Annotated in this window: 27 protein-coding genes, 1 tRNA gene and 4 pseudogenes; 13 read left to right on the top strand and 19 right to left on the bottom strand. The window is 45.7% G+C overall.

Annotation, left to right across the window (positions count from 1 at the left end):
- Window positions 1–12: 12 nt before the first annotated feature.
- Window positions 13–600: a Uma2 family endonuclease gene (locus QUB39_RS03020; protein ID WP_333210421.1), complete on the bottom strand. Its 588-nt coding sequence runs from the start codon at window positions 598–600 to the stop codon at window positions 13–15.
- A gap of 141 nt (window positions 601–741) precedes the next feature.
- Between QUB39_RS03020 and QUB39_RS03015 the strand changes: the two genes are divergently transcribed.
- From QUB39_RS03015 to QUB39_RS03000, 4 genes are all read left to right on the top strand, one after another.
- Window positions 742–930, top strand: a complete 189-nt coding sequence (locus QUB39_RS03015; protein WP_332984302.1) for a hypothetical protein — start codon at window positions 742–744, stop codon at window positions 928–930.
- A gap of 109 nt (window positions 931–1,039) precedes the next feature.
- Window positions 1,040–1,657: a Uma2 family endonuclease gene (locus tag QUB39_RS03010; protein WP_333210418.1), complete on the top strand. Its 618-nt coding sequence runs from the start codon at window positions 1,040–1,042 to the stop codon at window positions 1,655–1,657.
- Between the two features lie 179 nt (window positions 1,658–1,836).
- Entirely contained in the window at window positions 1,837–3,012 is a 1,176-nt protein-coding gene (locus QUB39_RS03005; RefSeq protein ID WP_333056248.1) for an AI-2E family transporter, read from the top strand.
- A 157-nt stretch (window positions 3,013–3,169) separates the two neighbouring features.
- On the top strand, window positions 3,170–3,439 hold the full coding sequence (locus QUB39_RS03000) for a hypothetical protein (protein ID WP_333210416.1): 270 nt from the start codon (window positions 3,170–3,172) through the stop codon (window positions 3,437–3,439).
- 161 nt (window positions 3,440–3,600) lie between these two features.
- Here QUB39_RS03000 and QUB39_RS02995 read toward each other — a convergent pair.
- Both QUB39_RS02995 and QUB39_RS02990 read right to left on the bottom strand, forming a co-directional pair.
- Window positions 3,601–3,864, bottom strand: a pseudogene (locus tag QUB39_RS02995) (Uma2 family endonuclease); the annotation flags it as partial.
- An 88-nt stretch (window positions 3,865–3,952) separates the two neighbouring features.
- Window positions 3,953–4,207: a Uma2 family endonuclease gene (locus tag QUB39_RS02990; protein WP_445243069.1), complete on the bottom strand. Its 255-nt coding sequence runs from the start codon at window positions 4,205–4,207 to the stop codon at window positions 3,953–3,955.
- 297 nt (window positions 4,208–4,504) lie between these two features.
- Between QUB39_RS02990 and QUB39_RS02985 the strand changes: the two genes are divergently transcribed.
- A complete protein-coding gene (locus QUB39_RS02985) occupies window positions 4,505–5,680 on the top strand; it encodes a homocysteine biosynthesis protein (protein ID WP_333036886.1) in 1,176 nt (391 codons plus the stop codon).
- An 85-nt stretch (window positions 5,681–5,765) separates the two neighbouring features.
- Here the strand turns inward: QUB39_RS02985 and QUB39_RS02980 are convergent, their stop codons facing one another.
- Window positions 5,766–7,013, bottom strand: a complete 1,248-nt coding sequence (locus tag QUB39_RS02980) for a hypothetical protein (protein WP_333056250.1) — start codon at window positions 7,011–7,013, stop codon at window positions 5,766–5,768.
- 122 nt (window positions 7,014–7,135) lie between these two features.
- On the bottom strand, window positions 7,136–7,270 hold the full coding sequence (locus tag QUB39_RS02975) for a hypothetical protein (RefSeq protein WP_333056252.1): 135 nt from the start codon (window positions 7,268–7,270) through the stop codon (window positions 7,136–7,138).
- 327 nt (window positions 7,271–7,597) lie between these two features.
- Here QUB39_RS02975 and QUB39_RS02970 point away from each other — a divergent pair, with 327 nt between their 5' ends.
- The 3 genes and pseudogenes from QUB39_RS02970 to QUB39_RS02960 all read left to right on the top strand — a co-directional run.
- Window positions 7,598–8,506 carry a tetratricopeptide repeat protein gene (locus QUB39_RS02970; protein WP_333375254.1) on the top strand — a complete coding sequence of 303 codons (909 nt, stop codon included), beginning with the start codon at window positions 7,598–7,600 and terminating at the stop codon, window positions 8,504–8,506.
- A gap of 257 nt (window positions 8,507–8,763) precedes the next feature.
- Window positions 8,764–9,042: pseudogene (locus QUB39_RS02965) on the top strand (Uma2 family endonuclease); the annotation flags it as partial.
- 139 nt (window positions 9,043–9,181) lie between these two features.
- Window positions 9,182–9,796, top strand: a pseudogene (locus tag QUB39_RS02960) (Uma2 family endonuclease); the annotation flags it as partial.
- Window positions 9,797–9,833: 37 nt separating this feature from the next.
- Here QUB39_RS02960 and QUB39_RS02955 read toward each other — a convergent pair.
- The 5 genes from QUB39_RS02955 to QUB39_RS02935 form a co-directional block, all read right to left on the bottom strand.
- Window positions 9,834–10,115 carry a type II toxin-antitoxin system RelE/ParE family toxin gene (locus QUB39_RS02955; protein WP_172191064.1) on the bottom strand — a complete coding sequence of 94 codons (282 nt, stop codon included), beginning with the start codon at window positions 10,113–10,115 and terminating at the stop codon, window positions 9,834–9,836.
- Window positions 10,115–10,339: a hypothetical protein gene (locus QUB39_RS02950; RefSeq protein ID WP_096831014.1), complete on the bottom strand. Its 225-nt coding sequence runs from the start codon at window positions 10,337–10,339 to the stop codon at window positions 10,115–10,117. Before QUB39_RS02950 ends, QUB39_RS02955 begins: the two co-directional genes overlap by 1 nt.
- Window positions 10,340–10,558: 219 nt before the next feature.
- Complete coding sequence (locus QUB39_RS02945) at window positions 10,559–10,747, bottom strand: hypothetical protein (protein WP_333485003.1); 189 nt, start codon at window positions 10,745–10,747, stop codon at window positions 10,559–10,561.
- 66 nt (window positions 10,748–10,813) lie between these two features.
- Window positions 10,814–12,541: a succinate dehydrogenase/fumarate reductase flavoprotein subunit gene (locus QUB39_RS02940; RefSeq protein ID WP_333339785.1), complete on the bottom strand. Its 1,728-nt coding sequence runs from the start codon at window positions 12,539–12,541 to the stop codon at window positions 10,814–10,816.
- 129 nt (window positions 12,542–12,670) lie between these two features.
- Complete coding sequence (locus QUB39_RS02935) at window positions 12,671–12,985, bottom strand: hypothetical protein (protein ID WP_333056259.1); 315 nt, start codon at window positions 12,983–12,985, stop codon at window positions 12,671–12,673.
- 522 nt (window positions 12,986–13,507) lie between these two features.
- On the opposite strand from QUB39_RS02935, the gene QUB39_RS02930 reads away from it, so the two are divergent.
- Window positions 13,508–14,233 carry a lysophospholipid acyltransferase family protein gene (locus QUB39_RS02930; RefSeq protein WP_333485002.1) on the top strand — a complete coding sequence of 242 codons (726 nt, stop codon included), beginning with the start codon at window positions 13,508–13,510 and terminating at the stop codon, window positions 14,231–14,233.
- Window positions 14,234–14,332: 99 nt separating this feature from the next.
- On the top strand, window positions 14,333–15,154 hold the full coding sequence (locus QUB39_RS02925) for an alpha/beta hydrolase (RefSeq protein ID WP_333485001.1): 822 nt from the start codon (window positions 14,333–14,335) through the stop codon (window positions 15,152–15,154).
- 600 nt (window positions 15,155–15,754) lie between these two features.
- Here QUB39_RS02925 and QUB39_RS02920 read toward each other — a convergent pair.
- The gene (locus tag QUB39_RS02920; protein ID WP_333056262.1) at window positions 15,755–16,138 is read right to left on the bottom strand and encodes a hypothetical protein; all 384 of its coding nucleotides are present in this window, start codon (window positions 16,136–16,138) and stop codon (window positions 15,755–15,757) included.
- An 82-nt stretch (window positions 16,139–16,220) separates the two neighbouring features.
- Between QUB39_RS02920 and QUB39_RS02915 the strand changes: the two genes are divergently transcribed.
- Entirely contained in the window at window positions 16,221–16,505 is a 285-nt protein-coding gene (locus QUB39_RS02915) for a hypothetical protein (RefSeq protein WP_333056263.1), read from the top strand.
- Window positions 16,506–16,559: 54 nt separating this feature from the next.
- Here QUB39_RS02915 and QUB39_RS02910 read toward each other — a convergent pair whose 3' ends face one another.
- The 6 genes and pseudogenes from QUB39_RS02910 to QUB39_RS02885 form a co-directional block, all read right to left on the bottom strand.
- Complete coding sequence (locus QUB39_RS02910) at window positions 16,560–16,970, bottom strand: hypothetical protein (RefSeq protein ID WP_333056264.1); 411 nt, start codon at window positions 16,968–16,970, stop codon at window positions 16,560–16,562.
- 184 nt (window positions 16,971–17,154) lie between these two features.
- A complete protein-coding gene (locus tag QUB39_RS02905; RefSeq protein WP_333485000.1) occupies window positions 17,155–18,750 on the bottom strand; it encodes a tetratricopeptide repeat protein in 1,596 nt (531 codons plus the stop codon).
- A gap of 333 nt (window positions 18,751–19,083) precedes the next feature.
- On the bottom strand, window positions 19,084–19,521 hold the full coding sequence (locus QUB39_RS02900) for a hypothetical protein (protein WP_333056266.1): 438 nt from the start codon (window positions 19,519–19,521) through the stop codon (window positions 19,084–19,086).
- Window positions 19,522–19,842: 321 nt separating this feature from the next.
- Window positions 19,843–21,037 (bottom strand): annotated as a pseudogene (locus tag QUB39_RS02895) (RNA-guided endonuclease InsQ/TnpB family protein).
- Between the two features lie 103 nt (window positions 21,038–21,140).
- Window positions 21,141–21,884 carry a sigma-70 family RNA polymerase sigma factor gene (locus QUB39_RS02890; protein WP_333484999.1) on the bottom strand — a complete coding sequence of 248 codons (744 nt, stop codon included), beginning with the start codon at window positions 21,882–21,884 and terminating at the stop codon, window positions 21,141–21,143.
- A 114-nt stretch (window positions 21,885–21,998) separates the two neighbouring features.
- Entirely contained in the window at window positions 21,999–23,267 is a 1,269-nt protein-coding gene (locus QUB39_RS02885) for a transposase (RefSeq protein ID WP_333056272.1), read from the bottom strand.
- Window positions 23,268–23,666: 399 nt separating this feature from the next.
- Here QUB39_RS02885 and QUB39_RS02880 point away from each other — a divergent pair, with 399 nt between their 5' ends.
- Entirely contained in the window at window positions 23,667–23,987 is a 321-nt protein-coding gene (locus QUB39_RS02880) for a hypothetical protein (protein ID WP_333056273.1), read from the top strand.
- A 32-nt stretch (window positions 23,988–24,019) separates the two neighbouring features.
- Window positions 24,020–24,304 (top strand): flagellar alpha dynein, encoded by a 285-nt coding sequence (locus QUB39_RS02875; RefSeq protein ID WP_333056274.1) that lies wholly within the window; start codon window positions 24,020–24,022, stop codon window positions 24,302–24,304.
- Window positions 24,305–24,370: 66 nt separating this feature from the next.
- Here the strand turns inward: QUB39_RS02875 and QUB39_RS02870 are convergent.
- Window positions 24,371–24,455: transfer RNA gene (locus QUB39_RS02870), tRNA-Ser, on the bottom strand.
- 34 nt (window positions 24,456–24,489) lie between these two features.
- Window positions 24,490–25,407 carry a TIGR04168 family protein gene (locus QUB39_RS02865; protein ID WP_333056275.1) on the bottom strand — a complete coding sequence of 306 codons (918 nt, stop codon included), beginning with the start codon at window positions 25,405–25,407 and terminating at the stop codon, window positions 24,490–24,492.
- Between the last annotated feature and the right edge of the window lie 86 nt (window positions 25,408–25,493).

Genomic DNA, 25,493 nt, shown 5'->3' with positions numbered 1-25,493 from the left:
GGTGCGATCGCCCTAACCAGAAATGCCTCTCCTAAACTCCCTCATCGCTTCCACACTCGAAGCCATCAGCAAGCAGCGACACAATAAGTTAATATCTAAATCTGGCAAAACAACACTTAAATAAATTTTTTCATAATCCTCAGAACCCAAGCGATACATAGCCAATACACCATCCTCCCAGAACCAGACTTCAGAAACTCCCAATACTCGATAGCGCTGCAATTTTTTGACATTACCGCTAGTGAATATAACTTCGATACATAAATCTGGGGGAGAATTTGGGGTTATGCGTCGGCCAATAAAGTAAGATTCATCAGCTTGTGCAGACACTACCCCTTCCTTTTCTTGGGTAAAACTTCCCGTCGGTGAAAACTCAATTTCATTTTCGGCGCAGTAGATAGCCAGCAGCGTACAAATTGTCCGACTAAAAAATTCATGTTCTGGGGAAACTGCCAAGATTTCTACCTCTCCTTTGTAATAAAACAACCTGATGCCAGGGGAGTCAGAAAACCCCTGTTCAATTAGCTTGAACTGTTGCCAGCTAATCCCGGAGTGAATGAACCGTTGGTCTTGTGGCTGTAAAAGTGTCTGTGTCATCATGCGAACCTCAATCAAGTTCTGGGTTTAAAACAACATTCATCGCCTCTTTCCTGTTAAAAACTCTAAGGCGCGATCGCAGCCGCAACACAATACTTGCGATAATAGTCTCAATCCTTAATTATACAACCAACTACCACCTCCATGAACACCAACATCAGCCCCATCCTCAAAGTATTCACCCTTTCCGCCGCCCTTTCCCTAGCCATCAAGTACGCAGGCCCTAGCTTATCCATACCCTCTACCGACCTCAACGCCCTAATCGCCGTGTTTACCCCCAGTATCATCCTAGCCGCCATCCTCGGCTGGCGATCGCGCCAACAGCAGCAGTAGAGACGGAATCAAAAAGTGCGATCGATCTACACTAGGTCTAAAGACTATGTTTTAGCCAAAATCTTAATTCCCCGTACAGCTTATCAAAACCAAAGTTGAGGCACTCACCATGATTCAAATTATACCTGAATTAGTAACATTCGATGAATTCATTGACTGGTATCCTGAGAATTCCGAACACCGCTACGAACTACACAATGGAGAAATTGTTGAAATGCCAAAAGCAACAGGCAAACATTCTAAAGTGGCCGGTTTTACCAGCGGCTGGTTATTTCTCGAAATAGAACGCTTAAACCTACCCTACTTCATCCCCAAAGAATGCGTCATCAAACCCATGCGCGAGGAATCTGGATATGAGCCAGATATAATTGTACTTAACGAACAAACCATTGGAAACGAGCCACGATGGGAAAAATCATCAATTATCACAATGGGTTCATCAGTCCCCCTAATCGTCGAGGTAACTAGCACTAATTGGGGTGATGATTATGCCCTAAAGCTTGAGGCATATGAGTCAATGGGTATTCAAGAATATTGGATTATAGACTATCTAGGATTGGGCGGCAGACGGTTTATTGGCAACCCCAAACAACCCACTTTTTCGGTTTACCAACTAATTGACGGCGAATACCAAGTCAAACTGTTCAGAGGCGGCGAGGGTATTGAGTCCCCAACTTTCCCAGAATTGAAGCTGACAGCGCAGCAGGTGTTCGCCAAAGGGAATTAAGGAGGCTGCTTGTACTAATGTCCGAGTAGGGGTATCCGATTAAAGATGCGATCGCGCCCATCTGCTGTATCTTGTATAGAGGCGATTTATCGCTTCTGGGCTGCAGAGCAATTAGCAAGCAGTAATTCCCCATACCCTATTCCTCAATCTAAAATCTAAAATCTAACATCTAAAATCTAATGAAGCTAGGACAGTGGATGGGCTTATTAGCCCTCATCGCATCTTGTTACATCCTGTGGCAAATCAGGCAGGCCCTACTGCTGCTGTTTGCCGCCGTAGTCTTAGCCACAGCCTTAAACAGACTAGCACGCTACTTACAAAAATTCGGACTCAAAAGATCGATCGCTGTACTCTTATCAGTTAGCTTCCTAATCCTCGTATTCGTAGGCTTATTCCTGATAATTGTACCGCCCTTTACCCAACAGTTTCAACAACTTACCCAAAGAGCCCCTCAAGGAATAGAAAGATTAAATCAGTGGATAGATCAACTTGAGGGTCGCTTTTCAGGGCAATTTGGTCAGCGACTGCCAAATCTTGATGTTAACGACATCATGCAACAACTGCAACCTTTATTCAATCAACTCGTCGGCGGTGCAGGAGCCTTTGTCGGCAACACATTAGGCGTTATCCTCAGCTTTTTGCTCGTCATAGTTTTAACATTGATGACATTAGCAGAACCTCTATCTTACCGCAAAGCATTCATCCAACTATTTCCCTCTTTTTATCGGCGACGAGTCGATGGCATCTTAGATGAATGCGAAATAGCTCTAGGTCGATGGGTCATCGGGGCTCTCATTAGCATGAGTGTGATTGCTTTTTTGAGCTTAATTGGTCTGTCAGTCTTGCAAGTTCCCCTACCGCTAGCTCACGCTGTAGTAGCAGGATTTCTTAACCTAATTCCCAATATAGGCCCCACTCTGAGCGTCATCCCGCCAATGACGATCGCACTTTTAGATTCTCCCTTGCAATCCGGTTTTGTCTTCATCCTTTACTTTCTAATTCAACAGTTTGAAAGTAACGTCCTCACCCCCTACGTCATGGCACAGCAAGTATCACTGCTGCCAGCAGTAACATTAATAGCTCAAGTATTCTTCGCCACCTTCTTTGGATTTTTAGGCTTATTACTAGCCCTCCCCCTCACCGTTGTAGCTCAAGTTTGGATTAGGGAAGCCCTAATTAAAGATATTCTCAACCAATGGAGTGCCAGTCCTAAAACCTTAGCAGCAATCGATTCTGCTATCAATGAAAAACATGAATCTATAGGAGTCAGCGAAACCCTGCCAGAAAAATATTTACCAGAACAGAAACCCAACATCCCCGATCATTCTGACAATGAGGCTCCTGAAAATCAATAGTTAAAATTCATAATGACCGAAAGCATCCAGGATACAAGCCCCCGGGTTCATTCGTCCAGAAATAAAAAACCTGTATCCGATGAAACTTGCCCCCCGCATTTATCTCGCGCAAGTCAATTCTTTAATCTAAAATCTAAAATCTAAAATCTAAAATCGATTGACCAAGAATTTATTGAGGGTACAAGCCCCCCCATTTATCCGTGGAATCAATCGAAAGCATCTCAAATCGAAAATCCTCAAGAAAGAGCATTTATCTCGCGCAAGTCAATTCTTTAATCTCAAATCTCAAATCTCAAATCTCAAATCGATTGACCAAGAATTTATTGAGGGTACAAGCCCCCCCATTTATCCGTGGAATCAATCGAAAGCATCTCAAATCGAAAATCCTCAAGAAAGAGCATTTATCTCGCGCAAGTCAATTCTTTAATCTCAAATCTCAAATCTCAAATCTCAAATCGATTGACTTGATAGTCACCGTCAACCAACTGGTAAGGATCGCGAATTAAATAACTTACAATTTTAATTGTTATTGTGGGACGGGCGGGACGCCCATCCCACAATTTTGTGGAAGTTATTTAATTCTCATTCCTAAACAGAAAAAGTAGGTTGTTTAGGATTGCCAATATAGCGTCGCCCGCCAAGTCCCAAATAGTCCGCAATCCAGTATTCAGAAATGCCCAAAGCTTCGTAATCCACCAATTTGTAGCCATAATCATCCCGCCAATTGGTACTGACAACTTCGACAATTAGCCGGACAGAACTACCCATCGTAATGATAGATTCCTTTTTCCATCTCGGTTCGCTGTCCATCCCTTGCCTGTCCAAAACGATCGCATCCGGTTCGTAACCAGATAGCTCATACCATTTTAGATTTTAGATTTTAGATTTTAGATTAGCCATGAGTTACTGGATATGGGTTTGGAGCTTGCCTGCAGTGACATTATTTTTTTGTGAAACTTGTATCATAATTGGTGGCGACAACGCATTCTTTGGGAACGAAGTAAGGAAGTCCTAGTCGTCGGATTTCAAAGTTGAGTTCAGCGACAAGGAAGCCCGCTACTTCTGAATGTTCTCCGGTTGCTTTAGGCATCTCAACAATAGCTCCATTGTGCAGTTCGTAACGGTTTTCAGAATTTTCAGGATACCAGTCAATAAATTCATCGAAGGTGACTGGTTTTAATATCGCTTGAGTCATGGCGATCGCCCTTTATTTGATTTATGATATTGTTATTGTATCCGTTATAATTTACATCTTGCATCATTATCAAGAACAGGCAAGATGCCTGTTCCACGAAAAGTGAATTTTATTGTGGAACAGGCCGAAAAGCCTGTTCATAAAAGGCTTGTTGAGAATGGTGCAACATCTCAGTTATAATATATTGATTTTATCTCAAACAACCAGCTCGATCGACATTCCATCAATCCCAAATCCAAATTACTCCAAAATCAATCAATTCAAAATCTAAAATCCAAAATCTAAAATCTAAAATATATGAGATCGATCGACGAAATCAACGATAAAATCAGCCAGGGCAAAGCCACAGTCTGGACAATCGAAGAACTCAAAACAAGAGTTCAAGAAACCAGCATTACCCAAGCAGCCAAAGAAGTCGATGTGATTACCACCGGCACCTTCGAGCCGATGGAATCCTCCGGTGCAATCATCAACCTCGGCCATACTGACCCGCCGATAAAAATCCGCCAGTGCTGGCTAGACGGCGTTTTAGCCTACTCCGGCTTCGGCGCAGTAGACCTCTACCTGGGAGCCACCCAAGTAGCCGAAGACGGCGAAGAATCGCGCGAACGGGGAGGCGGACACGTCATCGAAGACTTAATAGCCGGCAAACCCGTGCAGTTGCGGGCTTTGGGGCAAGTAACAGACTGCTACCCCCGCGCCTCCTTTGAAACCACGATTACCCGCGATACAATCAACCAGTTTTATTTATTCAATCCCCGCAACGCATATCAAAACTTTATTGTTGGCGTCAATGGAGGCGATCGCCCGCTGTTCACCTACCTCGGCCCCCTGCAACCAAACCTCGGCAACGCCGTCTACTCGAACCTTGGAGCCATGTCTCCCCTGCTCAACGACCCCGACCTCGAAATCATCGGCATCGGCACCCGCATCTTCCTAGGAGGCGCTCAGGGCTACATCACCTGGGAAGGAACCCAGCACTTCCCGCTGCAAAAACGCCAGCCCAACCGCACCCCCATCGGCCCCGCTGCCACCCTCGCACTCATCGGCGACGCCAAACAGATGAACTCCAAATGGGTGCGCGGCTGCTACTTCAAAAACTACGGCCCATCCCTGATGCTGGGAGTCGGCATTCCGTTTCCCGTCTTAAACGAAACCGTCGTCGCCCACTGTGCAGTATCAGACAAAAAAATAGTAGCGCCGGTGGTAGATTTCTCTATCCCCCGGCGCGTTCGTCCCACCTTCGGTTTAGTTAGCTATGCTCAATTAAAGACTGGCCGCATCCTCATCGAGGGCAAACCAGTGCGGGCCGCCCCCCTTGCGAGTATGTTTCTCTCCCGGCAAGTAGCATTGGAATTGAAGCAGCAAATTGAAGCGGGTCAATTTACCCTCACGGCCCCAGTTGCTCCCCTACCCACTGACAGAGTATTTCTCCCGCAAGATTTGTGGGGTGCACAAGTCCGGCTCGAATAAAGGATTTTAGATTGGCGATTTAGCGGTTGTAAATTAGTCTTGGACAGACTAATCTAAAATCTAAAATCTAAAATCTAAAATTGGTTCATTCCTCGATCGGCTTAGGCTTCTTAACCGGCTTAGGAAGAGGTTCCTTGGGGACAGGCGGTGGTGCTGCTGCGGACTTGATGGTAGGACGCCCTACAGGAGCACCGTCACCCTTCGGCTTAGGAGTAAACGGACGCTTCCCTCCTCCTTTGAAGCCACCGGGCGGCTTGCTGCCGGGGGGGAATTTCCGCTTTTTAATCGGCAGGGCACCAATATTATTAGCCTGCTCAATCATCAGACTCTCAGCTTTCAATTTGACGTGGAAATCCCAAAAAAACCCGATCGCTTTTGTTGCTAAATCTCCCTTGAGTTTCAACTTAAAAAACTTCATCTTGTCGTCATTCTTGCGGGGAGCTTGCTTGATTTTGACGATGACATACTTTTCTTCGTCTTGGGATTGATAAATCACCTCACCTCTAATCGAAAAATAGCCATCTTCAACATCAGGTTCCGAGGAAGGCAAAGATGCGGTCGATGCTTCGCCGCTAGCCTCAATCTCCGCTGCTTCCTGATTTTCTTCCTCATCAGAGGACGGTTCGGGAGATTTCTTGAGCGTTTCCGGCTCCCAAACCCCCATAATCTGGGCGTGCAATTTGCCGTCTTCTTGCCTGGTGCGGGGATAGACCACCCACAGGTGTTCTTGTTCCAGCTCCAGGTGATTTTTGACTAAACTCATAACTCTACCCAGCAAAACTGCGTCGATGGCAGTTCCGTCGGCAGCTATCAGCATACCCCGGGTGAATTGCTCTTCTGATGGCGTGTAGCGGCCCCGCACCAAACCAACAGCTCGGTACTGTCTGGGTTCGCTGGGGGGGGGAATGGGATGTTGGCGCATGACGGAGGGTATGTCCTCAGCGGCCTGACTTTCGTTAGTGGCAGGCTCGGCGTTTGCCGGCGGTGCGACTGCTGGGGCTGGAGTATCGCTGACAGGTGTCGAAGACGCTGCAGACGCCGGGGGGGCAGGAGCATTGCTGGGCTGGTCTTGTGGCTTTGTTTTGTCCTTGTCGGGGGCAGAACTGTAGCGTGGTCGTTGCAGCCTATCCTTGGACGCTGGGGCGTCTGTTGGCGTTGCCGGTTGATTTTGGTCAACAGGCGCAGCCAACGCCGAAGGCACCGAACTTTCGTCTGGTGTCTCAGGAATGGAATCTGTATCTTTAGGCGGATTGACGGCCAGTTCGCTCGGCTGAGCCTTGCGAGTTGAAGTAGATTTGGACGATTTGGAAGACCGGTTGGGAGAGGGGTTCATAAAAACTCCTTGCAGCGGAGACACATCCCTTAAGGGAAATTAGGAATAAACTGAAGAAACTGCTTTAAAAACTACTAGCACCTGACAGGCGGGCTTGCGCCCGGAGGTCTGGTTGTGACCCGTCAACGCCAACTTTCAACGCTACGAGTGCCGATCGGTTCGCTGGCTGCTAAAATCCTTGCGAGCAAGGACTTTGGGAGTTGCTGACCGATCGATCCTGCGATCGCGCTGAGTTTGGAGTTGCTGGCTAATAGCATTTAGGATATTCAGCTTGCCTATTTTACTTAATCCAATTACCTAACGGCCTGATCCGCCATATTTTTGGTAATTTTTAGCTTGACCAGACTAAATTGGACAGACACCGCAGTCCTTGGGGCTGCGGGTCCCAGTGTCCAAAATTGTTTAGCTAGCATGGAGTTGTGGGTCTGTTACCATATTAGCTGCAAGTAAAAGGCTGCTTTGTCCGTTGGGACTTTGAAGTTAAAAACATTTACGGTTGCACCGATCGAGCTAAATGGCAGATGCCCCCCGGCAATGCCTTAATTCTTAGAAAATAGTAGATTTTAAGCTGGGATAGTTGAATTATGGAAAAAGCAAACAAGCGTCGTGGGTTGATTACTGTGGTGGTGGTGCTGTCGCTCATCGCTTTTTTGGGATTTTCCCTTGTGCCAATTTTAAACAGTATTCTCCAGGCCAGCCAAGCGCAAAGTCAGTCAACTCCAACGCCTACTCAGACGGCGCAGTCTGGGGAGAAGCAATCAGAGTTGCTGCAAGCTCAGGCGAGGGGATACGAATTGGTTTTGCAGCGGGAACCTGACAACGTAACGGCTTTGCGGGGATTGTTGCAGGTGCGACTGGAGTTGATTGGACAAGGAGTGGGCGACATTAAGGATGCGATCGCTCCTTTGGAAAAGTTGGCTTCGCTGAATCCAGAGACTACTGAATACGGGATTTTGCTGGCTCAGGCTAAGGAACGCACGGGCGATCGCGAAGGGGCTGCTCAGGCTTACAGGTCAATTTTAGCGTCTAGGCCTGGGGAAATTAAGGCTTTGCAGGGGTTGGTGAATTTGCTGCTGGTGCAGCAGCGGCCGGAAGCTGCGATCGGACTGCTGCAAGATACGTTGAAAGCTGCTCCGGCTGCAAATCTGGCGAAACCGGAAAGTGTGGATGTAACTTCAGTGCAGTTGATTTTGGGACAGGTTTATGCTGTGCAGAAGCGCTACGAGGAGGCGATCGCCATTTACGACGAATCTGCTAAGGCTAATCCAAAAGATTTTCGCCCCACTTTAGGAAAGGCGATCGTGTTTCAGGAACAGGGCAAAACAGATGAGGCAAAAACGCTGTTCGATCGAGCTACTGAGTTAGCTCCTCCTAACTATAAAGACCAAATTAATCAGTTAGCTAGTGGCACTCCTTCGCCTTCTCCTGCGGCTACGACGACTCCCCAACCGGCTGCTTCTCCTACTCCTGAAGGCGCGCTACCGAAACCTTAAGGAAAGTTTGAAGTAAAAGAGTTTTGAGTTGTCAGTGAAAAATTATTAAGTTAAAAACTTAATAATTTAAACTCAAAACTACTCGCTTTATTCCTAATTACGCAGGACTTACGAAAAGAAATCCGGTTTCTAAGATAAATCTTGGTTGAACAACGACAGATACATAAATAAACCGGGTTTCTCAGTCCTCGCGCGGAGCGTCCTGTTACCGATTACCAATTACTAATTACCAATTAGGTAAGACCTCGGAGGGAATTATGACCCAAAGCGTTGACCGCGTTGTTCTACCTCCTGCTTTTCCAGACCACACTCAATTACCAGACTCCGACGGTATTTTTGTTAAAAATTTTCAGGAGCATCCGCAAAGTTTAATTTTAACAGATTCGATCTGGTCAATTATGCAGGCACGGCATCGTGACGGACAATATGCGATCGGTCAAGACTGCGGCATTTACTGGCGCGAAACCGAGCCGCCGGAAAAAGGTGCAGAAGCTCCTGATTGGTTTTATGTTCCCAATGTACCTCCTAATTTAGACGGTCATTCGATTTTAGATTTTAGATTTTAGATTTTGGATTGACCCCACGGATAAATTCGGGGGCTTGAGGATTTTAGATTTTAGATTTTGGATTGATTCCACGGATAAATCCGGGGGCTTGTACCATCAAGAAATTCTTGGTCAAATTCGCCGTTCCTACGTGCTGTGGCGAGAACACATAGCACCATTAATTGCTTTGGAATTTGCTAGCGGGAACGGGGATGAAGAGCGCGATTCCCTTCGGGATAGCTTCGCTTCACGTACTCCTTTATCTCGCACCGATGAAGGGCTAGTCACTAAACCTGGAAAGTTTTGGGTTTACGAGCGGGTGATGCGAATTCCCTATTACGGCATCTATGAAATTAACAGCGGTCGATTAGAAGTTTATCGGTTGATGGAGGGGTATTATCAACTGTTAGAACTCAATCAACGCGGTCATTTTCCCATTGCACCTTTAGGCGTAGAATTGGGACTTTGGCAAGGCAGTTATCAAAATCAAACCCTGCTTTGGCTGCGGTGGTGGGATGAGGAAGGTAATTTACTGTTGATTGGCGATGAAAGAGCACAATTAGAGAGATTGCGAGGGGAGCAACAGCGGGAAAGAGCCGAGAGTGCAGAACAGGCACGACAAGCTGAATTTCAGGCAAGAAGGGATGCAATTCCCCGCTTGTTGGGAATGGGATTGAGTGCCGAACAAGTGGCGCAGGCGTTAAGTTTATCCGTGGAGGAAGTAACGGAGAATACTGGAGAGTGAGATAGTGAGAGAGAATTGGCGAAAAGGGCGATCGGTCTTAATAGACTTCATCATGAGAACCCATTTTGAGCAATAAAATAGCTTCCTCCTCATCTTCTGGATCGGTCACAAACTCAAATAAAATCCGATAATCATAATCTATTGAACACGACCAGATACCCGATAAATCTCCTGTCAGTTTGTGAGTTCGCAAGCTGGGGTTAAAGCAGTCTTCAGACAAAAGTTCAAGCGTAGCTTCAATTAAAAGGCGAAGCTGAGGATTTTTACGAACTAACTTTTTGAAAGTACGAATAGATTTGGGAGTCCAACCAATTTTCATCAATCATCTAACTCCGCCATAAAATCGGCTACCGAACCAAATTTAACATTGCCCTCAGCATACTCTTGACGAACTTCTGCAACTTCCTTGAGTAATTCATTTCGTCGCTGTTGTCGCAGACGATTCTGAAGAATATCTAGAAGCATGGCTTGATCTTCTAATGATAAAACTTCTACAGCTTCAAGAGCTTGCTGGAATTGAGATGTCTGTGTCGTTTTACTCATATTTTTTTTCTACTTATAATCACGATATTTTGTATTTGTTTTAGCAAGACTTATCCTAAGCTAGCATTTTTTAGTTGTGATGTGGAGAAATCCTGAGACGACTTTCAAAAGGAACACATTAGGTGTGAACGGCCCGCCCTACAAATTAATACCACATTTGCATCTTCTACAATCGCTTCTCACCCGTGCATCCTAAAGCAATCTACAAGGCGAGCTTACTCAGTAGTCACATAGAGCTTTACGAACCTCGATTTCTTCAGCAGCGATTTCGATGGCTTCGGGAACCCTTTGTTTATCGATAATGCCTGCATCAATGAGTGCATCAACGATCAAAGCCGCTAGCTGCTCGCTTGTTAAAGTTGATTTGGCTTCTTCGTTCTTAAATTCCTTTTCGGGAAGTTCGCGCATTGTTTTCTTTATCCTCTTTTTTTGCTGTTTAAAATTAGTAAGGTGGGCATCGCCCACCCGTACAAATTAATACTTCCTCTCCTGCGGCTCAAACATCGTAATCGCCACCGGCATATAAGCTAAATCAATCCCCGCAGGGGAATAATACGCCAGCGTATGCTTCAAAAACTTCTCATCATCCCGCTGCAAAAAATCTTCCCGCGAATGAGCTCCCCGACTTTCCTGCCGATTCAAAGCAGAAGTTAAAATCATTTTTCCGACAATTATCAAACTCCGCAACTCCAAAGCTTCCACAATTTCCGTATTCCATAACTTGCCTTTATCGTCTAAGTAAACCTCCTCATATTGTCGCTCTAAATCCTCCAATTTCTTTAAACCTTCCTGCATCAATTCGGCGCTACGAAATACACCACAATACTCAGTCATAGTATCTTGATACTGCTGCCGCACTTGATTGATTCGGTATTTTCCGGGACGCTCTACAAGTGCCTGAATTTGCTCTTTTGCTTCCGTAATATAACGCTGTTCGTCTACAGCAGGCAACTTGCGATTTTGTACAAATTGTGCTATGGTTGCGCCAGTAACTTTGCCATAAACGACGCATTCTAAAAGCGAGTTGCTGCCCAAACGGTTGGCGCCGTGAACCGAGACGCAAGCTGCTTCGCCGGCGGCAAAGAAACCGTCTACTAAACTGTCAGGACTGCTGCGAACTTGCCCGCTAACATTAGTAGGAATTCCCCCCATTGAATAGTGAACCGTAGGGCGCACGGGCATCGGCTGATTTACGGCATCAATTCCTAACAAACGGTGGGCTTCTTCCCAAGCAAAAGGAATTTTGCTCATAATTTTTTCGCGCCCCATGTGCCGCAAATCGAGGTAGATAAAGGGGCCGCCGGCACTACCATCAACATTAATCCCTCGGCCGGCGCGAATTTCTATGGAAATTGACCGCGAGGTGATGTCTCTGGGCGCTAATTCCATCCGCGACGGGGCATAATTGGCCATAAATCGATCGCCCTCTGAATTAATCAAATAAGCGCCTTCGCCCCGCACAGCCTCGGAAATCAACACTCCCACCGGATACAAACCAGTCGGGTGAAACTGCACGAATTCCATATCTTCCAGCGGCAATCCCGCCATAGCAGTCATCGCCAAACCGTCTCCCGTCGAGGCATAATCGTTCGACGTGGTATTGTAAACTCGGCCGTAACCGCCCGTAGCAAACATCACCGCCTTAGCGCGCACGACCTCAATTTGACCGTCTAGAAGGCGGTACATAACTACCCCCTTGGCTTGGCCTTCTTCCAAAATCAGGCGCGTGACATACCACTCCTGATAGATGTGAACTCCGCAGCGGCGCAGATTGTTGACTAATTCGTGGAGGATGGCGTGACCGGTTTTGTCGGCGGCGTAGCAGGTGCGGCGGTGGGAATGTCCGCCGAAAGCGCGCTGGGCAATTCGGCCGTCTGGGAGGCGGGAGAAGAGGACTCCCATGTGTTCTAAATCTATGACTACACCGGGCGCTTCGCGGGTGAGGATTTCTACCGCGTCTTGGTCGGCTAAATAGTCGGAACCTTTTACTGTGTCGAAGGCGTGGGCTTTCCAACTGTCTTCGGGATCGACATTTTGGAGGCTGGAGGCCATCCCACCTTGGGCTGCGACGGAGTGCGATCGAATCGGGTGAGTTTTAGCGACGACAGCTACCTTTAAACTGGGGTCAGTCCGGGCAATTTCTACTGCGGCGCGGCAACCTGCTAAACCGCCGCCTACAATGATTACGTCGTGTTCTAGCATCTTTTTGAATTATTTTGAGTGTTCTGCTCAACTTATGGTGACGCAAAAAAAAACTTCCCACCAAAAGAGCAGGAAGTTTTTTAACTTTTGATTTGAATGGGAAATCAAAAGTTAAAATTTCACATTGGACTAGCCGGCGCTTTCGACAGGCTGCTGATTGGACTGATTTCCCGTTGCAGAAGGTTGAGTTTCCGTACCGGGTTCTACAGCAAGCACTTCAATGTTATTTAGCAGAGTTGTAACGAAAGCAAACAGCAAGAAGGGCAGAGACAGCACTAAAATCAAGCCGACGGTAGCCAAGGCGAAGATTTGGCGGGCGCTACTCCACAAGGCGAGTGCCGACGCTAGACTTAGGAAGATGACTATCAGCCAAACAATGATTTGACCGTAAATGTCGCCAAAGGTGAGCGTACATTTAAGGCGATAGTTTTGGATGTTATTCATTTGATGCCTCGCGAGATTGCTATTACGACTTGTCCAAAAATACTTTGACAGTGTGTCAATGGCCACTGTAAATTTCTAAGTTTAGCTGCCGCAACCTGGTTTTAGGGCTGTTTTAAACATTTTTATAGAAGTTTGCAACAACACTTTATGAATTTTTGTTTCTGACTGGGAAATTTGGCCGAAACAAGACTTACGCACTCCGACAAAGAAACCGGGTTTTTTACTGTTTTGGCGGGCTGTAACGCGTCTTTTCGCAAAAAACCCGGTTTCTGGCAACCCCTGCGTCCAGGACTAAGCTGTTCTGAATCTAAATCGTATTTTTTGTGCGGGCTATAAGCCCAACCCCTACTCCCCACAAGAACTTTATCAAATTTTAGTTCACAGTTTAAATGTCCAACAGCTTACGAAACAAAGGCACAAGGGGAAAGTCTACTTTTTGAGGGAGCCCCGACTTGGTAAAGAAATGTTAAGCTGCGTGGAAATGGAATCAACCTTTATAGCGTCGCACCTGTCTTTTCGCCCATGTCTTCAGAGAGCAAATTGCTGATTTCGCGCTGTTTCCTGGCTGGTTTGGGAACGCAGATGTTTATGTACCGCGAAGACCGGATTCCCCAAGAGAGTCCGGTTCTGGTGGTGAGCAATCACCGCAGTTTCTTAGATCCTGTGCTGCTGACGGCGGCTTTGGGTCGATCGATCCGCTTTGCTTGTCATCATTACATGGGTCAAGTTCCGGTGATGAGGGAAGTGGTCACGACTTTCGGCGCTTTCCCCTTGGAAGCACCGGAACACCGACAGCAGCATTTTTTCTCTCAAGCAACAGCGCTACTGCAAGGCGGGGAGATGGTGGGGGTGTTTCCAGAGGGTGCAGAACCGATGGTGAAGCTGACTGGCCCGAATACTGTGGGGAAGTTTCAGCGGGGATTTGCTCATTTGGCTTTGCGGGCGCCGGTGCGGGATTTGGCAGTTTTGCCGGTGGCGATTAGTTCCTTTGAGGAACAGTCAATACGATCGGGTGTACCGCTGAAGTTGTTGAGTTTGTTCGATCCTTCGGAACCGCTGTTCGATCGATCAGGGTGGCATCCTGTGATAATTTATCAGCGAGTTAATGTTTTAATCGGCCGGCCTTATTGGATTACTGTCGAGAGACAGCAGCAATATCAAGGCAAAAAAGCCAAAGCAGTTGTTGCTGAACTCACAAACCACTGTCAGGGAGAAATTGCAGAATTACTCCAACGACGTTGTTTGTAAGTTTGTTGACTGTTGGCTGTTGGCTGTTGATTATTGGCTGGTGTCAGATTTCCACTCTAAAATCTAAAATCTAAAATCTAAAATCGATTGACTTGAATCATGGCAAATGCTAACAACAAGATTCGTTTCCTAACCCCCAAACCGCCAAAACCAGATCGCCCTTTATTTGTATTTCTGCCCGGTATGGATGGTAGCGGTTTGCTGCTGCGGCCGCAAATTTCTAAATTAGCAAATGATTTCGACATTCGCTGCTTAACTGTACCGGCTGACGACATGGCTAGTTGGGAGGTACTGGTTAGCGAAACAATTGCCTTAATTGAAGCCGAAAAGCAAGCCGGAAAGCCGAAGCGGCCGGTTTATCTGTGCGGCGAGTCATTTGGGGGCTGTTTAGCGATGAAAACTGTTTTAGAAGCTCCTCAATTGTGCGATCGATTAATTTTAGTCAATCCAGCTTCTTCATTCCGACAGCAGCCTTGGGTGCAGTGGGGCTCGTATCTGACTCAGTGGCTGCCGGCCAACCTGTATCCGCTGTCGGTAATCGGTTTATTGCCGATATTAGCATCATTAGGAAAGATTGGGCACGACGATCGCCGCGCTTTGCTAGAAGCGATGCAAGCGGTACCGCAAAACACGTCTGTGTGGAGATTGGCGTTAGTGCGATCGTTTAATGTTGACGAAAATCAGTTGCGCGGCATCAAACAGCCGACGCTAGTAATTGCTAGCGGTGCCGATCGGCTGCTGCCTTCTTTAGCAGAAGCGAAGCTTTTAGTCAAGGTAATTCCCAAAGCTGAAATGGTGCTGCTGGCTAACAGCGGTCATGCTTGTTTGTTAGAAACAGATGTTAACCTTTATGGGATTATGCAAGCTCGCAATTTTTTGACAAAATCCGAAGAAAATCTGTCATTAGTCAATAGTCATTAGTCATGGGGCATGGGGCATGGGGCATTGGGCATCTCCGAAAAACAATCTTATCGGCATCAGCAATTAGCAATTAAGTAGATGAGTGGGAAAATACATAAGTATGTCATAGCTGCATGAAACGAAGTGAAACGAAGCAATCGCAATGGTTCTGGCAGATTTACATTCCGTTACCTAGCGAGGTTTCTTTGCGCCTACCTACTTAATACCTCTTGGATGTCGATGGTCAGGAACTGCAATAATAGCTTCAATTAAGTTCAGAGACTGTTGGCGAATTAAAAAAGGGTAATACCCCTCATAGGTAAAATGTAGATAGTGTAGGTTGGGTAGAGCGCGAGCGAAACCCAACTCTTTTAAAATAATGTGTTGGGTTTCGCTGACGCTCTACCCAACCTACTACATCTATGTGAGAAACACCGCGAGTGCTGGTTTTAGAGGTGAGGGGTGAAACCCTATGTGAATTCGCCAACAGTCTCTTAAGTTCATTAGCGATACACCGAGTTAGGATAGTATTTGCGATCGGGTCTGACCCGATCGCAAATACTATGATACATTGCTTTTTCAAGCCTATGCCTTTAGATGTGCGCTTCCTGACGTAATTCTTTATCCCTGCGTCGCACGTACACGAACAGATCGACTAAACCCAGGTATATCATCCCTTCCTATATTGCTTACTCTTGCCGGAATTATATACACGCTTCTGGATATACATTGTTCCGTGGGGGTAGCCTTTAATCTTTCCATTTTTATGTCACTTGAGTTGGAACTTGCCATATAAATCAATATTAGGGAACCCGGTAAGTTATCAGTTGTCTGGAAGCAAATCGTCATATTGCTCCTATTTTGTGGCTTAAAATCGACATCCTCTTGAAGACCGAGAGTCTTCTCTCCTAATAAAATTTTTTGTGCTAAGGCTGTACTGGCGAAACTAAAAGAGATGCCAACAGCAGCCATTAAAACTGCTGGTAGTTTTTTGACAATGCTCATACGACAATACCTCGTTTGTTGAAATTTAGGTTGATTAGTGGTTTTTTCTTCCCACATCTTTTAGACGTTTTCCCACCGCAATTTGGGAATTTTTCGAGTTACAGGCAAATTTTCTCTCCCAAAACCCACACTCAACCCCTCTAACCCTTTCCCAGATTGCTTTTGGGCTGCTGCAAAATTTTCTCGACTTCCCCACGCGCCGCCCAACCTATCAGCTACGCCCTTGGGTTTACCTGGGGGATGCTACGCTTTTGCGATCTCACTCAATCCCATCATCTTCTGTGATCGCCCTCCAGCTTACGGCATCGTAGACATTGCACTGACAATTGAGAAGGTGCGTTACGAAGAGAGCGATCGCACCCTATAAGAGAAGTGCGATCAAACTGTCCTTACCCGCCGCAGGTATCGATCTTTTCAGTTCTTAACCTTTTCGTGTATAAAAAGTTATCGCAAAGAATAGGTCATTGTAATCATAATTTGGATCATTTGGATCTGTAGCAGAATCTTCGCATGCGTACTGGAATGTTGATACTAAAGTGGTTGCTTCATCATCATCAAGGTTTGCGCTATCTGTTATGTACGAAATACAGTTACCAAAGGTTAAGGTATATTTTTGCACCTTCCCATTGGATTTAGGAGGAGTAATAAAAGAACCAGTCACAGACTTAGATAAATCTATACTCTGGATTTCAGTATCTATATATACATGACCATCCTCGTCTTCCAGCTTGATTGTATGCGACTTCTCACTTTGAGCAGTAGCGTACCAGCTAACAGCTTCGCTAGGCTTGATTCTTAATACATCGGTATTGCATTGTATAATCCGAGACATAATTAGTTCTTGCTCCGTAGGTTTACTGCGTATGTTGACAACTGGAAATTTGAAACCCTTGCTGCGCATCGATGGCAGAATTTAAAGGTAATTTTCCTGTTCATCCTCATTTATTAGACGTTTCCCCACCCCAATTTGGGATTTTTTCGAGTTACAGGCAATTTTTCTCCCAAAAAATACACTCTCAACCCCTAGAACCCTTCCCCTTCTTACCCTTCAAGCGCAGCAAACTCTTCTCAACCTCCCCACGCGCTGGATACAACAACTGCTGACTCAAAGCACTTTCATAAGCCTGTATCGCCCCCAACGGATCTTTCAACCCCACCAAGGCTCTCCCTAACCAGTAGTCAGCCATAGCCGGGTTAAACGCTCTCAATTCCTGACATCCCTCACCGGCAACTTTCCACCAGCGCTGACTAGCCCCAACATCCCCCAGCACCTGGTAACTCTCCGCCAGCCACAGCGCCGTCGGTACGAATTGCAGAGAAATTCCCGCTGGTAACAACTTCCATCCTTTCTCCAACGCCTCCACCGCTTCTTGATGTTTAAGAGCCAAAGCCAACACCCGCCCATGACGAAACCAAGTATCAACTAACTGCGGCTGAAGTTTTGTGCCCTGCTCAGAAACACTACATCCTCGTTCAATCTCTTTGAAGTGTTCCACCAACACCCGCCCCGCAGTCGCCCAAACACTCCAACGTTCAGGAAATCGTTTCAGCATCTGTTCTACCACAAAACGCAATTCTTCCCAGCGTTTGGCAGCCGGTAAAATTTCACACAAGACCTGATAAATTGCACAATTATCGGGATACAGTTGATAAGCATTCGCCATCATCTGTGCTGCTTTTTGATAGTCTCCCGTGTCGTATAAGCACCTGCCATAGTAATACCAACCATAAGGATGATTGGGGTGTTGGGCGGTAAACTCTGCTAACACCTCCACACCTTGCCGCCAATCGCCTCGGAAGATGTGATAATAGCCCAGAGAATTGTGAGCCTCAGCCCCATGAGGAGTTTGTAGCAGTAAAGAGGTAATCATCTTTTTCGTCAGTTTCCCCTCTTCACCAGAAACTAATCTCATCTGAAGACGTTGCTCAATTTGTCGTTGCAGTACCCTAAAATCATTCGGAAATAGAGCTATAAGCTCGCTCAACAGCTCTGTTGCGGCGCTCATATCCCCCACCGCCAGATTCGCATCTTGGCTGTAAATCAACGCCACAACATCATCTGGGTTGATTGCCAAAATTGGCTCCACAGCACTGATCACGCCAAGATGATTTTCTATCTGCTGATACACCTGTATCAAAGCGAGCCGGTGAACGACTTTTTCAGGTTCTAAATGAGTTGCTAAATTAAAGGCAATAATTGCTTTGTCACTCTCACCCCGACAAACTGCAATCAATCCCTTGATATGATGCTGAGTCGCTTCGTTTTCGTAACACGACAAGGCTTTTTCATAGACTTCTATTGCCTCTTTTTCTCGTTTCATTAGCTGCAATAGTTTCCCTAGTTGCAGCCGCACACCCATTAATTGCGCTTGTCGCTCAATCACTTGATGATATTCGACAACCGCTTGTTGCCAGTCTCCCATCTGGTAAAGCAAATTAGCTAGTTCTAACCTTTTTTTCCATCCTTGGGGATATTTCTGAACATACTTACTTAAAGTGTTCAATTTCTGCTCTTGTCTAATTGGCTTTTCTTCTAAGAAAAAGTGAACATTCATCTCTAGCCCAGAAGATTGGCAGAACTGCACCAATGATGTGGCAAAGTATCCAGACATAATTTAGACTGGCTATAGATAAGGGGAAATAAAATAATTTACGTTAATCCGATTATGTCTTAGTTACTCAAACTAAACAAGCTATAAAAGATTAATTGTTAGCAAGGAAAATCAATGCGATCGCGTCAATCAATGGCTCTCTCGTAAACAAAAAGCGATATCTACAACGGGCGTTGCCTACGCACTCCGAAAAAAAGCGATCGCGCCCTTCGTCGAGTGGGCAAGATCGCTTTTTCTTCAATTTTTTGAACACTGAAATGGAGCAGCACTAAGTTGGTAATGTCCCCAAAGTCAAAGAGATTTCACTCTCACGCATTATGGATTATTTTACCTTTACATTTTTCTGGCTTCATCAAATATCTTGTCTAGCTCCTCGGAGTCCTTACGGTTGGCAGATTCCCCTGTATCGTCTGCCCAAATTGTTAGCATTCTAAAACATAGCTTAACTGATAACACTTTTTGAGTGTTGCAGTAATCAAATAATCTTGTCTTCCTGTCTGCTGGATTCTTCCATATCTCGTCAAATGATTTGAACGTGGCATATCCCCCAGGTACTTTACTCAGCATATCCCTGAACTGACCAGCAATTAAATAAGTATCTGGTGTTAAATTTAACTGCCTAGACGGAATACTTTCCACAGGAAGCTTTACCGTGTCTGACTGAAACTTTTCAGAGGTAATCGAGTTGGTAGCAGCAAAGCCGCTGACTGATGTAGATGACCACAGGAGACTTGCCACGAGTGCGATCTGGATTTTGCGGGATGTACTCATTTTTTGTTAAGAAAGATGTAACTAATGCCTAGACTCTAAGCGGTTTGATCTGACCGCTTATTTATTAGTTAGACGTTTTCCCACCCCAATTTGGGAATTTTTCGAGTTACAGGCAAATTTTCTCTCCAAAAATCTCCCCTCAACCCCTAGAACCCTTGCTCATCTTACCTTTTGGCTGCTGCAACATCTTCTCAACTTCCCCACATGCGGGATAAACAACGGCTGACTCAACGCACTTTCATCTCCAGACTGGAAGGGTAGTAGAGATGTAGGAATGATGGGTTGACACTCCCCGGCCTTGAAGGCGCGGGGATTCTTGGATCATCCAGTCGATTTGCTTGTTGATGTCACCACCAGCGAGTAGAGATCGGTCTGTCCCCCAGCGTGAATTCCGGCGTGCCCCGCCGTATTTAAATTAAATTTTGCCTGCTTTAACCCTTTCGCCAAAATGTTCAACGCAGCATTGTGGTCGCGATCCAATATCGTACCGCAACCACAAATATGGGTTCGAGTTGACAGGGTTTTCTTGACTAGATTGCCGCAATTTGAACAGTTCTGAGAGGTGTACTGTGGTGGAACAGCAATGACTGTTTTGCTGTACACTTTCCCGAAATATTCCAAATAATGATCAAGTTAGTGACCAGGCTGCATCGCTGATTGATTTAGCGAGCTTGTGGTTTTTAACCATATTCCGAACCTGAAGGTCTTCGTAGGCTACAAAATCGTTAGATTTTACCGCGCACAACGCCGTCTTTATGGCGAAGTCTTTACGCTGCCTGCTGACTTTCCGGTGTTTTCTTCCTAACTTGTTGATCGCCTTTTTCCGGTTCTTGGAACCTTTCTTTTTCCGAGAAACTCGCTTCTGCAATCTCTTCAAAGCTTTTTCACTCTTTCGGAGGTAGCGAGGATTAGGAACTGTTTCGCCGTCGCTATCAGTATAAAAGTGGTTCAATCCCACGTCTATTCCAATAACCTTACCAGTCGGAACAAGTTCCTCTTTCCGCTCCACGTTGATACAGAATTGGGCGTGGTAGCCATCGGCACGGCGCACAATCCTAATTCGTTTAATCTCATCAGGCGCATAAAAATGCAAATCCCGACTACCGATTAACTTGAATCTCCCAGCAGCAAATCCATCTTTAAATGTTAGGCATCTTTTGTCACTAGAAAGCGACCAACCGGACTGCTTGTACTCAACAGAGCGAGTATGTTTCTTGAACTGCGGGTATCCTTTTTTTCCTGGCTTCTTAGCTTTGCAGTTAGCAAAGAAACGCTGGATAGCAAAAATGGCACGTTCGGCGGAAGCCTGACGTGCCGTCGAATTAAGCTTGCCTGCCCATTCAAACTCTTTTGCCATAACGGCGCATTGTTTGTACAGGTCTACTAGCTTAATCCCTTGATTATCTATCCAATGTCTAAGAGTTTTGTTTCGCACAAATTGAGCCGTCCGAATCATGTTGTCGATGATTCGATACTGCTCCGCTTTGCCCTTCAACTTAAACTCTAATACTATCATTTCAATAGTCTACCACTATTACAGAAACTTTGATTTGCAAGTCTGTATCTTTAACGAATCTTCACAGTCTCTGTAATTAAAGCCGTCCTATAAGGACGGGGCTTTAGACCCAATTTATTGGTAAAGTTTCCAGACATAGTACGGTGACTTGATAGCTAATTTCTTCATCCTGGCTTTTTGGGGGAATTAGTGATTCCCAATTGCATTGGGGTTGAGACTTTTCTGGCAAAGGAATTACCAACTTTAAGGCGGGCGAGGAAGAATTTAGAGGAGTATCATCTTCACCGGCCAGATATTTGGTTAAATGCCTTCGCAGAATACGTCCGGCTTTGGTCACGCATTTGCGGACGTTTTCTTCAGAGCATAGAAAGAGCTTGGCAATATCTTGATAAGATTTATTTTGGTAGTGGTATAAGACAAAAGTATCGCGGAGTCTGGGAGGCAAGGAGTCAATTTTGTGGTAGATATATGCCGGCAATTCCAGGTCTATAAGATTAGGTTCAGTAAATCCTAAGTTAGAATAAAGTGCGGGATAATCTTCCAGTTTAATCTCGTCTATGTTTTCAATTATTAATGTTTCTCGTTTTCGTTTTCGATGGAAATCTATGCAGAAGTTATAGAGAAGTTGAGTTAACCAAGCTTTAGGACATTTAATTTGAATTCCATAGTTTTGCCATTCATTCCAGGCTTTAAGCATTGCCTGACTCAATACTTCTTCGGCATCGAGTGGGTTTGAGTTCATCCACTTGAGACAGCAATGGGAAAGATAATCTTGATGCGCCTGCCATTCTTCCCAAAAAATTGTATTTTTATCTTCAGTTTCATCCCACAGGATTGATGCAGCCACTGATTGAGAAGATGACCTGATTTTTTGAGGTCTATGGCTATTGCTTTCCATTTACATTTACAGGAGATTCCACATTTATGAAGTACACCCGCCTATCTTGACATCTCCCCATGCCTAAAGGCGAGGGGATTCATAAGACCACAATTTAAGTCTTACAGGTGCTGAAAAGTCACCTCTACCAACTCCACTTAGATCGAGTCCAAGTATTGTTGCTACTTTACGACCAATATTTGCACAACCATTGCAATCTGCATTAATTAGCCACCCCTTCGCTGTCCGATATAATCCACGTTTAATTCTTGTTCCCGAAGCTTTCCACCACTCGGATTTTTCGCCGATTTTAGGCAGTTCGTCAGCATCGAGAAAAGAAGTTTTTGAAGTAGAGGATTCTTCGGTTTCGACGAATTTAATTCCGTACTGTTCGCCGAGTTGAGCAATTCTATCTTTTAACCTACGCGTGGGAATCTGAACAAATTTTTGATTGGTATTTGTACCCAGATTTAGCGAATCTTTCTGATGCTTGTTCCATCCAAATATGACTGTACCAATCTTGGATGATATACAATGATCGATAACCTTACGAGCAGCTTTATTAACTGCATCCCGCATTGTTCTATTTCTGCTTTCGGTCAGCCGTTCCAGTCTTTTCGACCAGAATCCATTGTCTTTTCCAGACATCAAGCTTGCCACTCGTTTGTTATAGCCTTGGTTGATGGACTTGAGATGCTTTCCGTCTACGATGAATGAAGTTCCAATATTGCTGACACAAGTTATCCAGTTGTCCATCCCGTGGTCGATCATCAATACATAATCAACGTTGACATCGGATTGAACAGCTTCTTTTTGGTAAACCAATTCTAGATAAAAACATCCGTTTCTGGGTAAAATCCTGTACTCTCGAATCGAAGAATGCTCCTTATTAGATGGCATCGTCAGATAGAACGCATCTATGCCAAACCAAGCTTTAACTTGCTTCCCTAAAGGAAATCGCAACATTCCATCTTTTAATTTGACTGATCTACCTGTAAAAGTTACAAGGGCTAATCCACCTTGTCTGTATCCAGGAAGTCTTGGATGTTGCGTCACTGTCCCTTCTTTGATTCCAGCAAGCCCGCCCAAATAGGATTGGAAAGATTCAGCAACGCTAGTCAGTATCTGCTGTGCGGTATCTGAATAAAAAGCTTTATAATGAATGTTTCGATTGTCCGTTTCTAAAACTTTATGCAGCTTGGCTCTACTCGGTATCCTGCCAGTTTTGAAGAATAGTTGTCTGGCATAATAATTTCCACAATTAATTAACTTTGAGGCTTCACTACACAAGAATTCTAAGACTGCTTTCAATTCTTTGTCTGGACTAATTAGATTTTGCTGGCATCCATACATTCTGTTTTCCTCCTTGCTCTATATTAGCATAGTATTCTTGATTAAAGGTAAGGATTCAGGTCTAAAAACTTGCGGCTCCAACGCTTGTCTGGCAAGGGTTTTAGGGCAAACTAAGGGTTTTTGTCTTTCGTGGTTAATTGTCAATAAACGAGGATAAGTGACAGTTTTTCGTGGTTTATTGAGAATAGAGATTGATTTAGTATCAAGCTCCATATCTAAAGTCTTTGCCCAGCAAGGAGTTCAGTGACCTGAATCCTTACCCACTGCCTGACAACTAACGACTGAATCCCATCCCCCTTAATTGGGGGATTTTCGTGTCTACAAGTTTTGTCTACAATATGTTGACAGTGTAGACAGATATCAGTTAGTGTAGACAAATACTGTATACAGGTGTCTACAATGAGTCAAAGTCAAGTCGTATCATTCAGGGCTTCTGGTCATTTTCTGAACTGGATAGAAGCTCAGAAGCTAGACAGTGAGTCGCTTAGTCAAGCTGCACAACGCATTCTCAAGGAAGTCTCAGGCACGTCTACAGCGCTGTCTAATTTGTCTACACCTATAGTGTCTACAGTGTCTACAGACTTGTCTACACAAAGTAATGATAGCGTCGTGTCTACAGAAATTGTAGACACTGTAGACAAGGCTGTAGCCGATCGCCTTGACCCGGTGATGGAGCGGATGGCCGCCATTGAGGAACGGCTGGGAAAATTGAGTGCCTGAGTGATGGCAAAGATGAATCACTCAGGCAGGAATTGAAAGCGGCCAACAAGCAGCTTGCAGAATGGGATAAGGAACTGAACCAGTTGCATGAGCGCAATGGTGACTTAGGACTGAAGGTGCAAATGCTGGAGCAAGAACTCAAGGAAGTGCAGCGCGATCGGGAAGAAAGTAAAAACTCGGCTCCGACCGTCGCAGAATTTCCAGAGCCGGCCGACTTGCTCAATCAGTTAAAAGCGCAGCGTAAAAAGTCGAGGGCGGACTTGGCAGATATGGAGGTGGTTTTGGACATATTAGAAAACCATTGGCGCGAAAGTTGAGCGGAAAATGGTTTTTCTTGCTATGCAGTCAACCTGAAACCCTTAACGGACAAGAGAATTGTTAAACGGAGAGGGTGGGATTTGAACCCACGGAACCTTGCGGTTCACCTGATTTCAAGTCAGGCGCATTCGACCACTCTGCCACCTCTCCCGGCGCATAAATTTTATCATACCAGCAAATGTCTCTAACTACAAATAGCTGCAGATTCAGTGCGCCGATAAAGAATTTGTTCTCTTTCTACCGCGAAATCTTCGCCTACCCATACCAGGGACACTTCCGACACTGCTCCATTTTCCAGCAGGACGATCGAGAAATTCCGCAATTTCGAGCACTCTCTCTCCACAATTCGCGGTACGCTGGCCGCATTCAAATACACCGTACCCTCTGCACTCACCTCCAGCGACTTCCGCAACTCGTGCTTTGTGTGCCGCAGTTTGTGGTGCATATGACCAAAAGTTACCAGAGGTATGTGCTTTCCTGTGGTACGAGTTCGATCGATCGCCTCCGCAAAATCCGGGTCGCCCCAATCCCCTCCCAGTGGCTTCCAATCTCGCCCGCAGGGGTCTTCAGGAGCCTCTCCTAACCCCGTCGGGCCCGTGTGACCCAAAAAAATCACATTTTCGCAATCGGCATCCGCCGCAGCCGCTGCAATGCGCCGCGCCGACTCCTCAAAACTTTCTACCCCAAACCACTCCGAGTAAAAATCCCCGTACTTCCACTCCGAACCCCCCCAAGTAAACGGGCGGCTTCCCACCACAGTTACGCCCAATTCGGGAAAATCCCGTTTCCCGTAACCGACGTGAGCTTCTCCCATTAAATCTAACTGCTGTTTTACCCAATTTTCTTGAGTGCGATCGTAAGGACACTGACTGCGGCCCCACTCTGTCGCCGTGTACCAAGCATCGTGGTTCCCAAACACCGCTGCTTTCGGAATGTCCAATTGGGCGATCGCCCGCACCACCTCCACCGACTCATTGCCAAAATCCCCCACAAACAGCACCAAATCAACGCCCAGATGCTTCAGGGCCTCGCCGTCTTCAGCTTCCCAGCGATCGTGAACATCCCCAACCACCGCAATTTTGATAGATTTAGCCTCATTCATGTGATTTGCGTTCGTTCGATCGATCCCTTACCGCTTAAAAATTCCTACTAAACTTACCAATTTTCGGCAAATCCAGCCTTCACTAA

Source organism: Microcoleus sp. AT8-B5, assembly GCF_036705565.1.
In the GTDB taxonomy this organism is placed as follows: domain Bacteria; phylum Cyanobacteriota; class Cyanobacteriia; order Cyanobacteriales; family Microcoleaceae; genus Microcoleus.
Note: the sequence above shows the minus strand (reverse complement) of the source record. Positions and strands in the feature narration are given on the sequence as shown.

Excerpts from the sequence above, each read along its gene's own strand:
- QUB39_RS02905 (WP_333485000.1), bottom strand. The coding sequence starts at position 18,750 with ATGTCTGGATACTTTGCCACATCATTGGTGCAGTTCTGCCAATCTTCT.
- QUB39_RS02970 (WP_333375254.1), top strand. The coding sequence starts at position 7,598 with ATGGAAAAAGCAAACAAGCGTCGTGGGTTGATTACTGTGGTGGTGGTG.
- QUB39_RS02865 (WP_333056275.1), bottom strand. The coding sequence starts at position 25,407 with ATGAATGAGGCTAAATCTATCAAAATTGCGGTGGTTGGGGATGTTCAC.
- QUB39_RS02940 (WP_333339785.1), bottom strand. The coding sequence starts at position 12,541 with ATGCTAGAACACGACGTAATCATTGTAGGCGGCGGTTTAGCAGGTTGC.
- QUB39_RS02955 (WP_172191064.1), bottom strand. The coding sequence starts at position 10,115 with ATGAAAATTGGTTGGACTCCCAAATCTATTCGTACTTTCAAAAAGTTA.
- QUB39_RS02945 (WP_333485003.1), bottom strand. The coding sequence starts at position 10,747 with ATGCGCGAACTTCCCGAAAAGGAATTTAAGAACGAAGAAGCCAAATCA.
- QUB39_RS02985 (WP_333036886.1), top strand. The coding sequence starts at position 4,505 with ATGAGATCGATCGACGAAATCAACGATAAAATCAGCCAGGGCAAAGCC.
- QUB39_RS02930 (WP_333485002.1), top strand. The coding sequence starts at position 13,508 with ATGTCTTCAGAGAGCAAATTGCTGATTTCGCGCTGTTTCCTGGCTGGT.
- QUB39_RS02880 (WP_333056273.1), top strand. The coding sequence starts at position 23,667 with ATGAGTCAAAGTCAAGTCGTATCATTCAGGGCTTCTGGTCATTTTCTG.
- QUB39_RS02975 (WP_333056252.1), bottom strand. The coding sequence starts at position 7,270 with ATGCTATTAGCCAGCAACTCCAAACTCAGCGCGATCGCAGGATCGATC.
- QUB39_RS02950 (WP_096831014.1), bottom strand. The coding sequence starts at position 10,339 with ATGAGTAAAACGACACAGACATCTCAATTCCAGCAAGCTCTTGAAGCT.
- QUB39_RS02935 (WP_333056259.1), bottom strand. The coding sequence starts at position 12,985 with ATGAATAACATCCAAAACTATCGCCTTAAATGTACGCTCACCTTTGGC.
- QUB39_RS02885 (WP_333056272.1), bottom strand. The coding sequence starts at position 23,267 with ATGTATGGATGCCAGCAAAATCTAATTAGTCCAGACAAAGAATTGAAA.
- QUB39_RS02980 (WP_333056250.1), bottom strand. The coding sequence starts at position 7,013 with ATGAACCCCTCTCCCAACCGGTCTTCCAAATCGTCCAAATCTACTTCA.
- QUB39_RS03015 (WP_332984302.1), top strand. The coding sequence starts at position 742 with ATGAACACCAACATCAGCCCCATCCTCAAAGTATTCACCCTTTCCGCC.
- QUB39_RS02910 (WP_333056264.1), bottom strand. The coding sequence starts at position 16,970 with ATGTCTCGGATTATACAATGCAATACCGATGTATTAAGAATCAAGCCT.
- QUB39_RS02990 (WP_445243069.1), bottom strand. The coding sequence starts at position 4,207 with ATGACTCAAGCGATATTAAAACCAGTCACCTTCGATGAATTTATTGAC.
- QUB39_RS03020 (WP_333210421.1), bottom strand. The coding sequence starts at position 600 with ATGATGACACAGACACTTTTACAGCCACAAGACCAACGGTTCATTCAC.
- QUB39_RS02920 (WP_333056262.1), bottom strand. The coding sequence starts at position 16,138 with ATGAGCATTGTCAAAAAACTACCAGCAGTTTTAATGGCTGCTGTTGGC.
- QUB39_RS02900 (WP_333056266.1), bottom strand. The coding sequence starts at position 19,521 with ATGAGTACATCCCGCAAAATCCAGATCGCACTCGTGGCAAGTCTCCTG.
- QUB39_RS02925 (WP_333485001.1), top strand. The coding sequence starts at position 14,333 with ATGGCAAATGCTAACAACAAGATTCGTTTCCTAACCCCCAAACCGCCA.
- QUB39_RS03010 (WP_333210418.1), top strand. The coding sequence starts at position 1,040 with ATGATTCAAATTATACCTGAATTAGTAACATTCGATGAATTCATTGAC.
- QUB39_RS03005 (WP_333056248.1), top strand. The coding sequence starts at position 1,837 with ATGAAGCTAGGACAGTGGATGGGCTTATTAGCCCTCATCGCATCTTGT.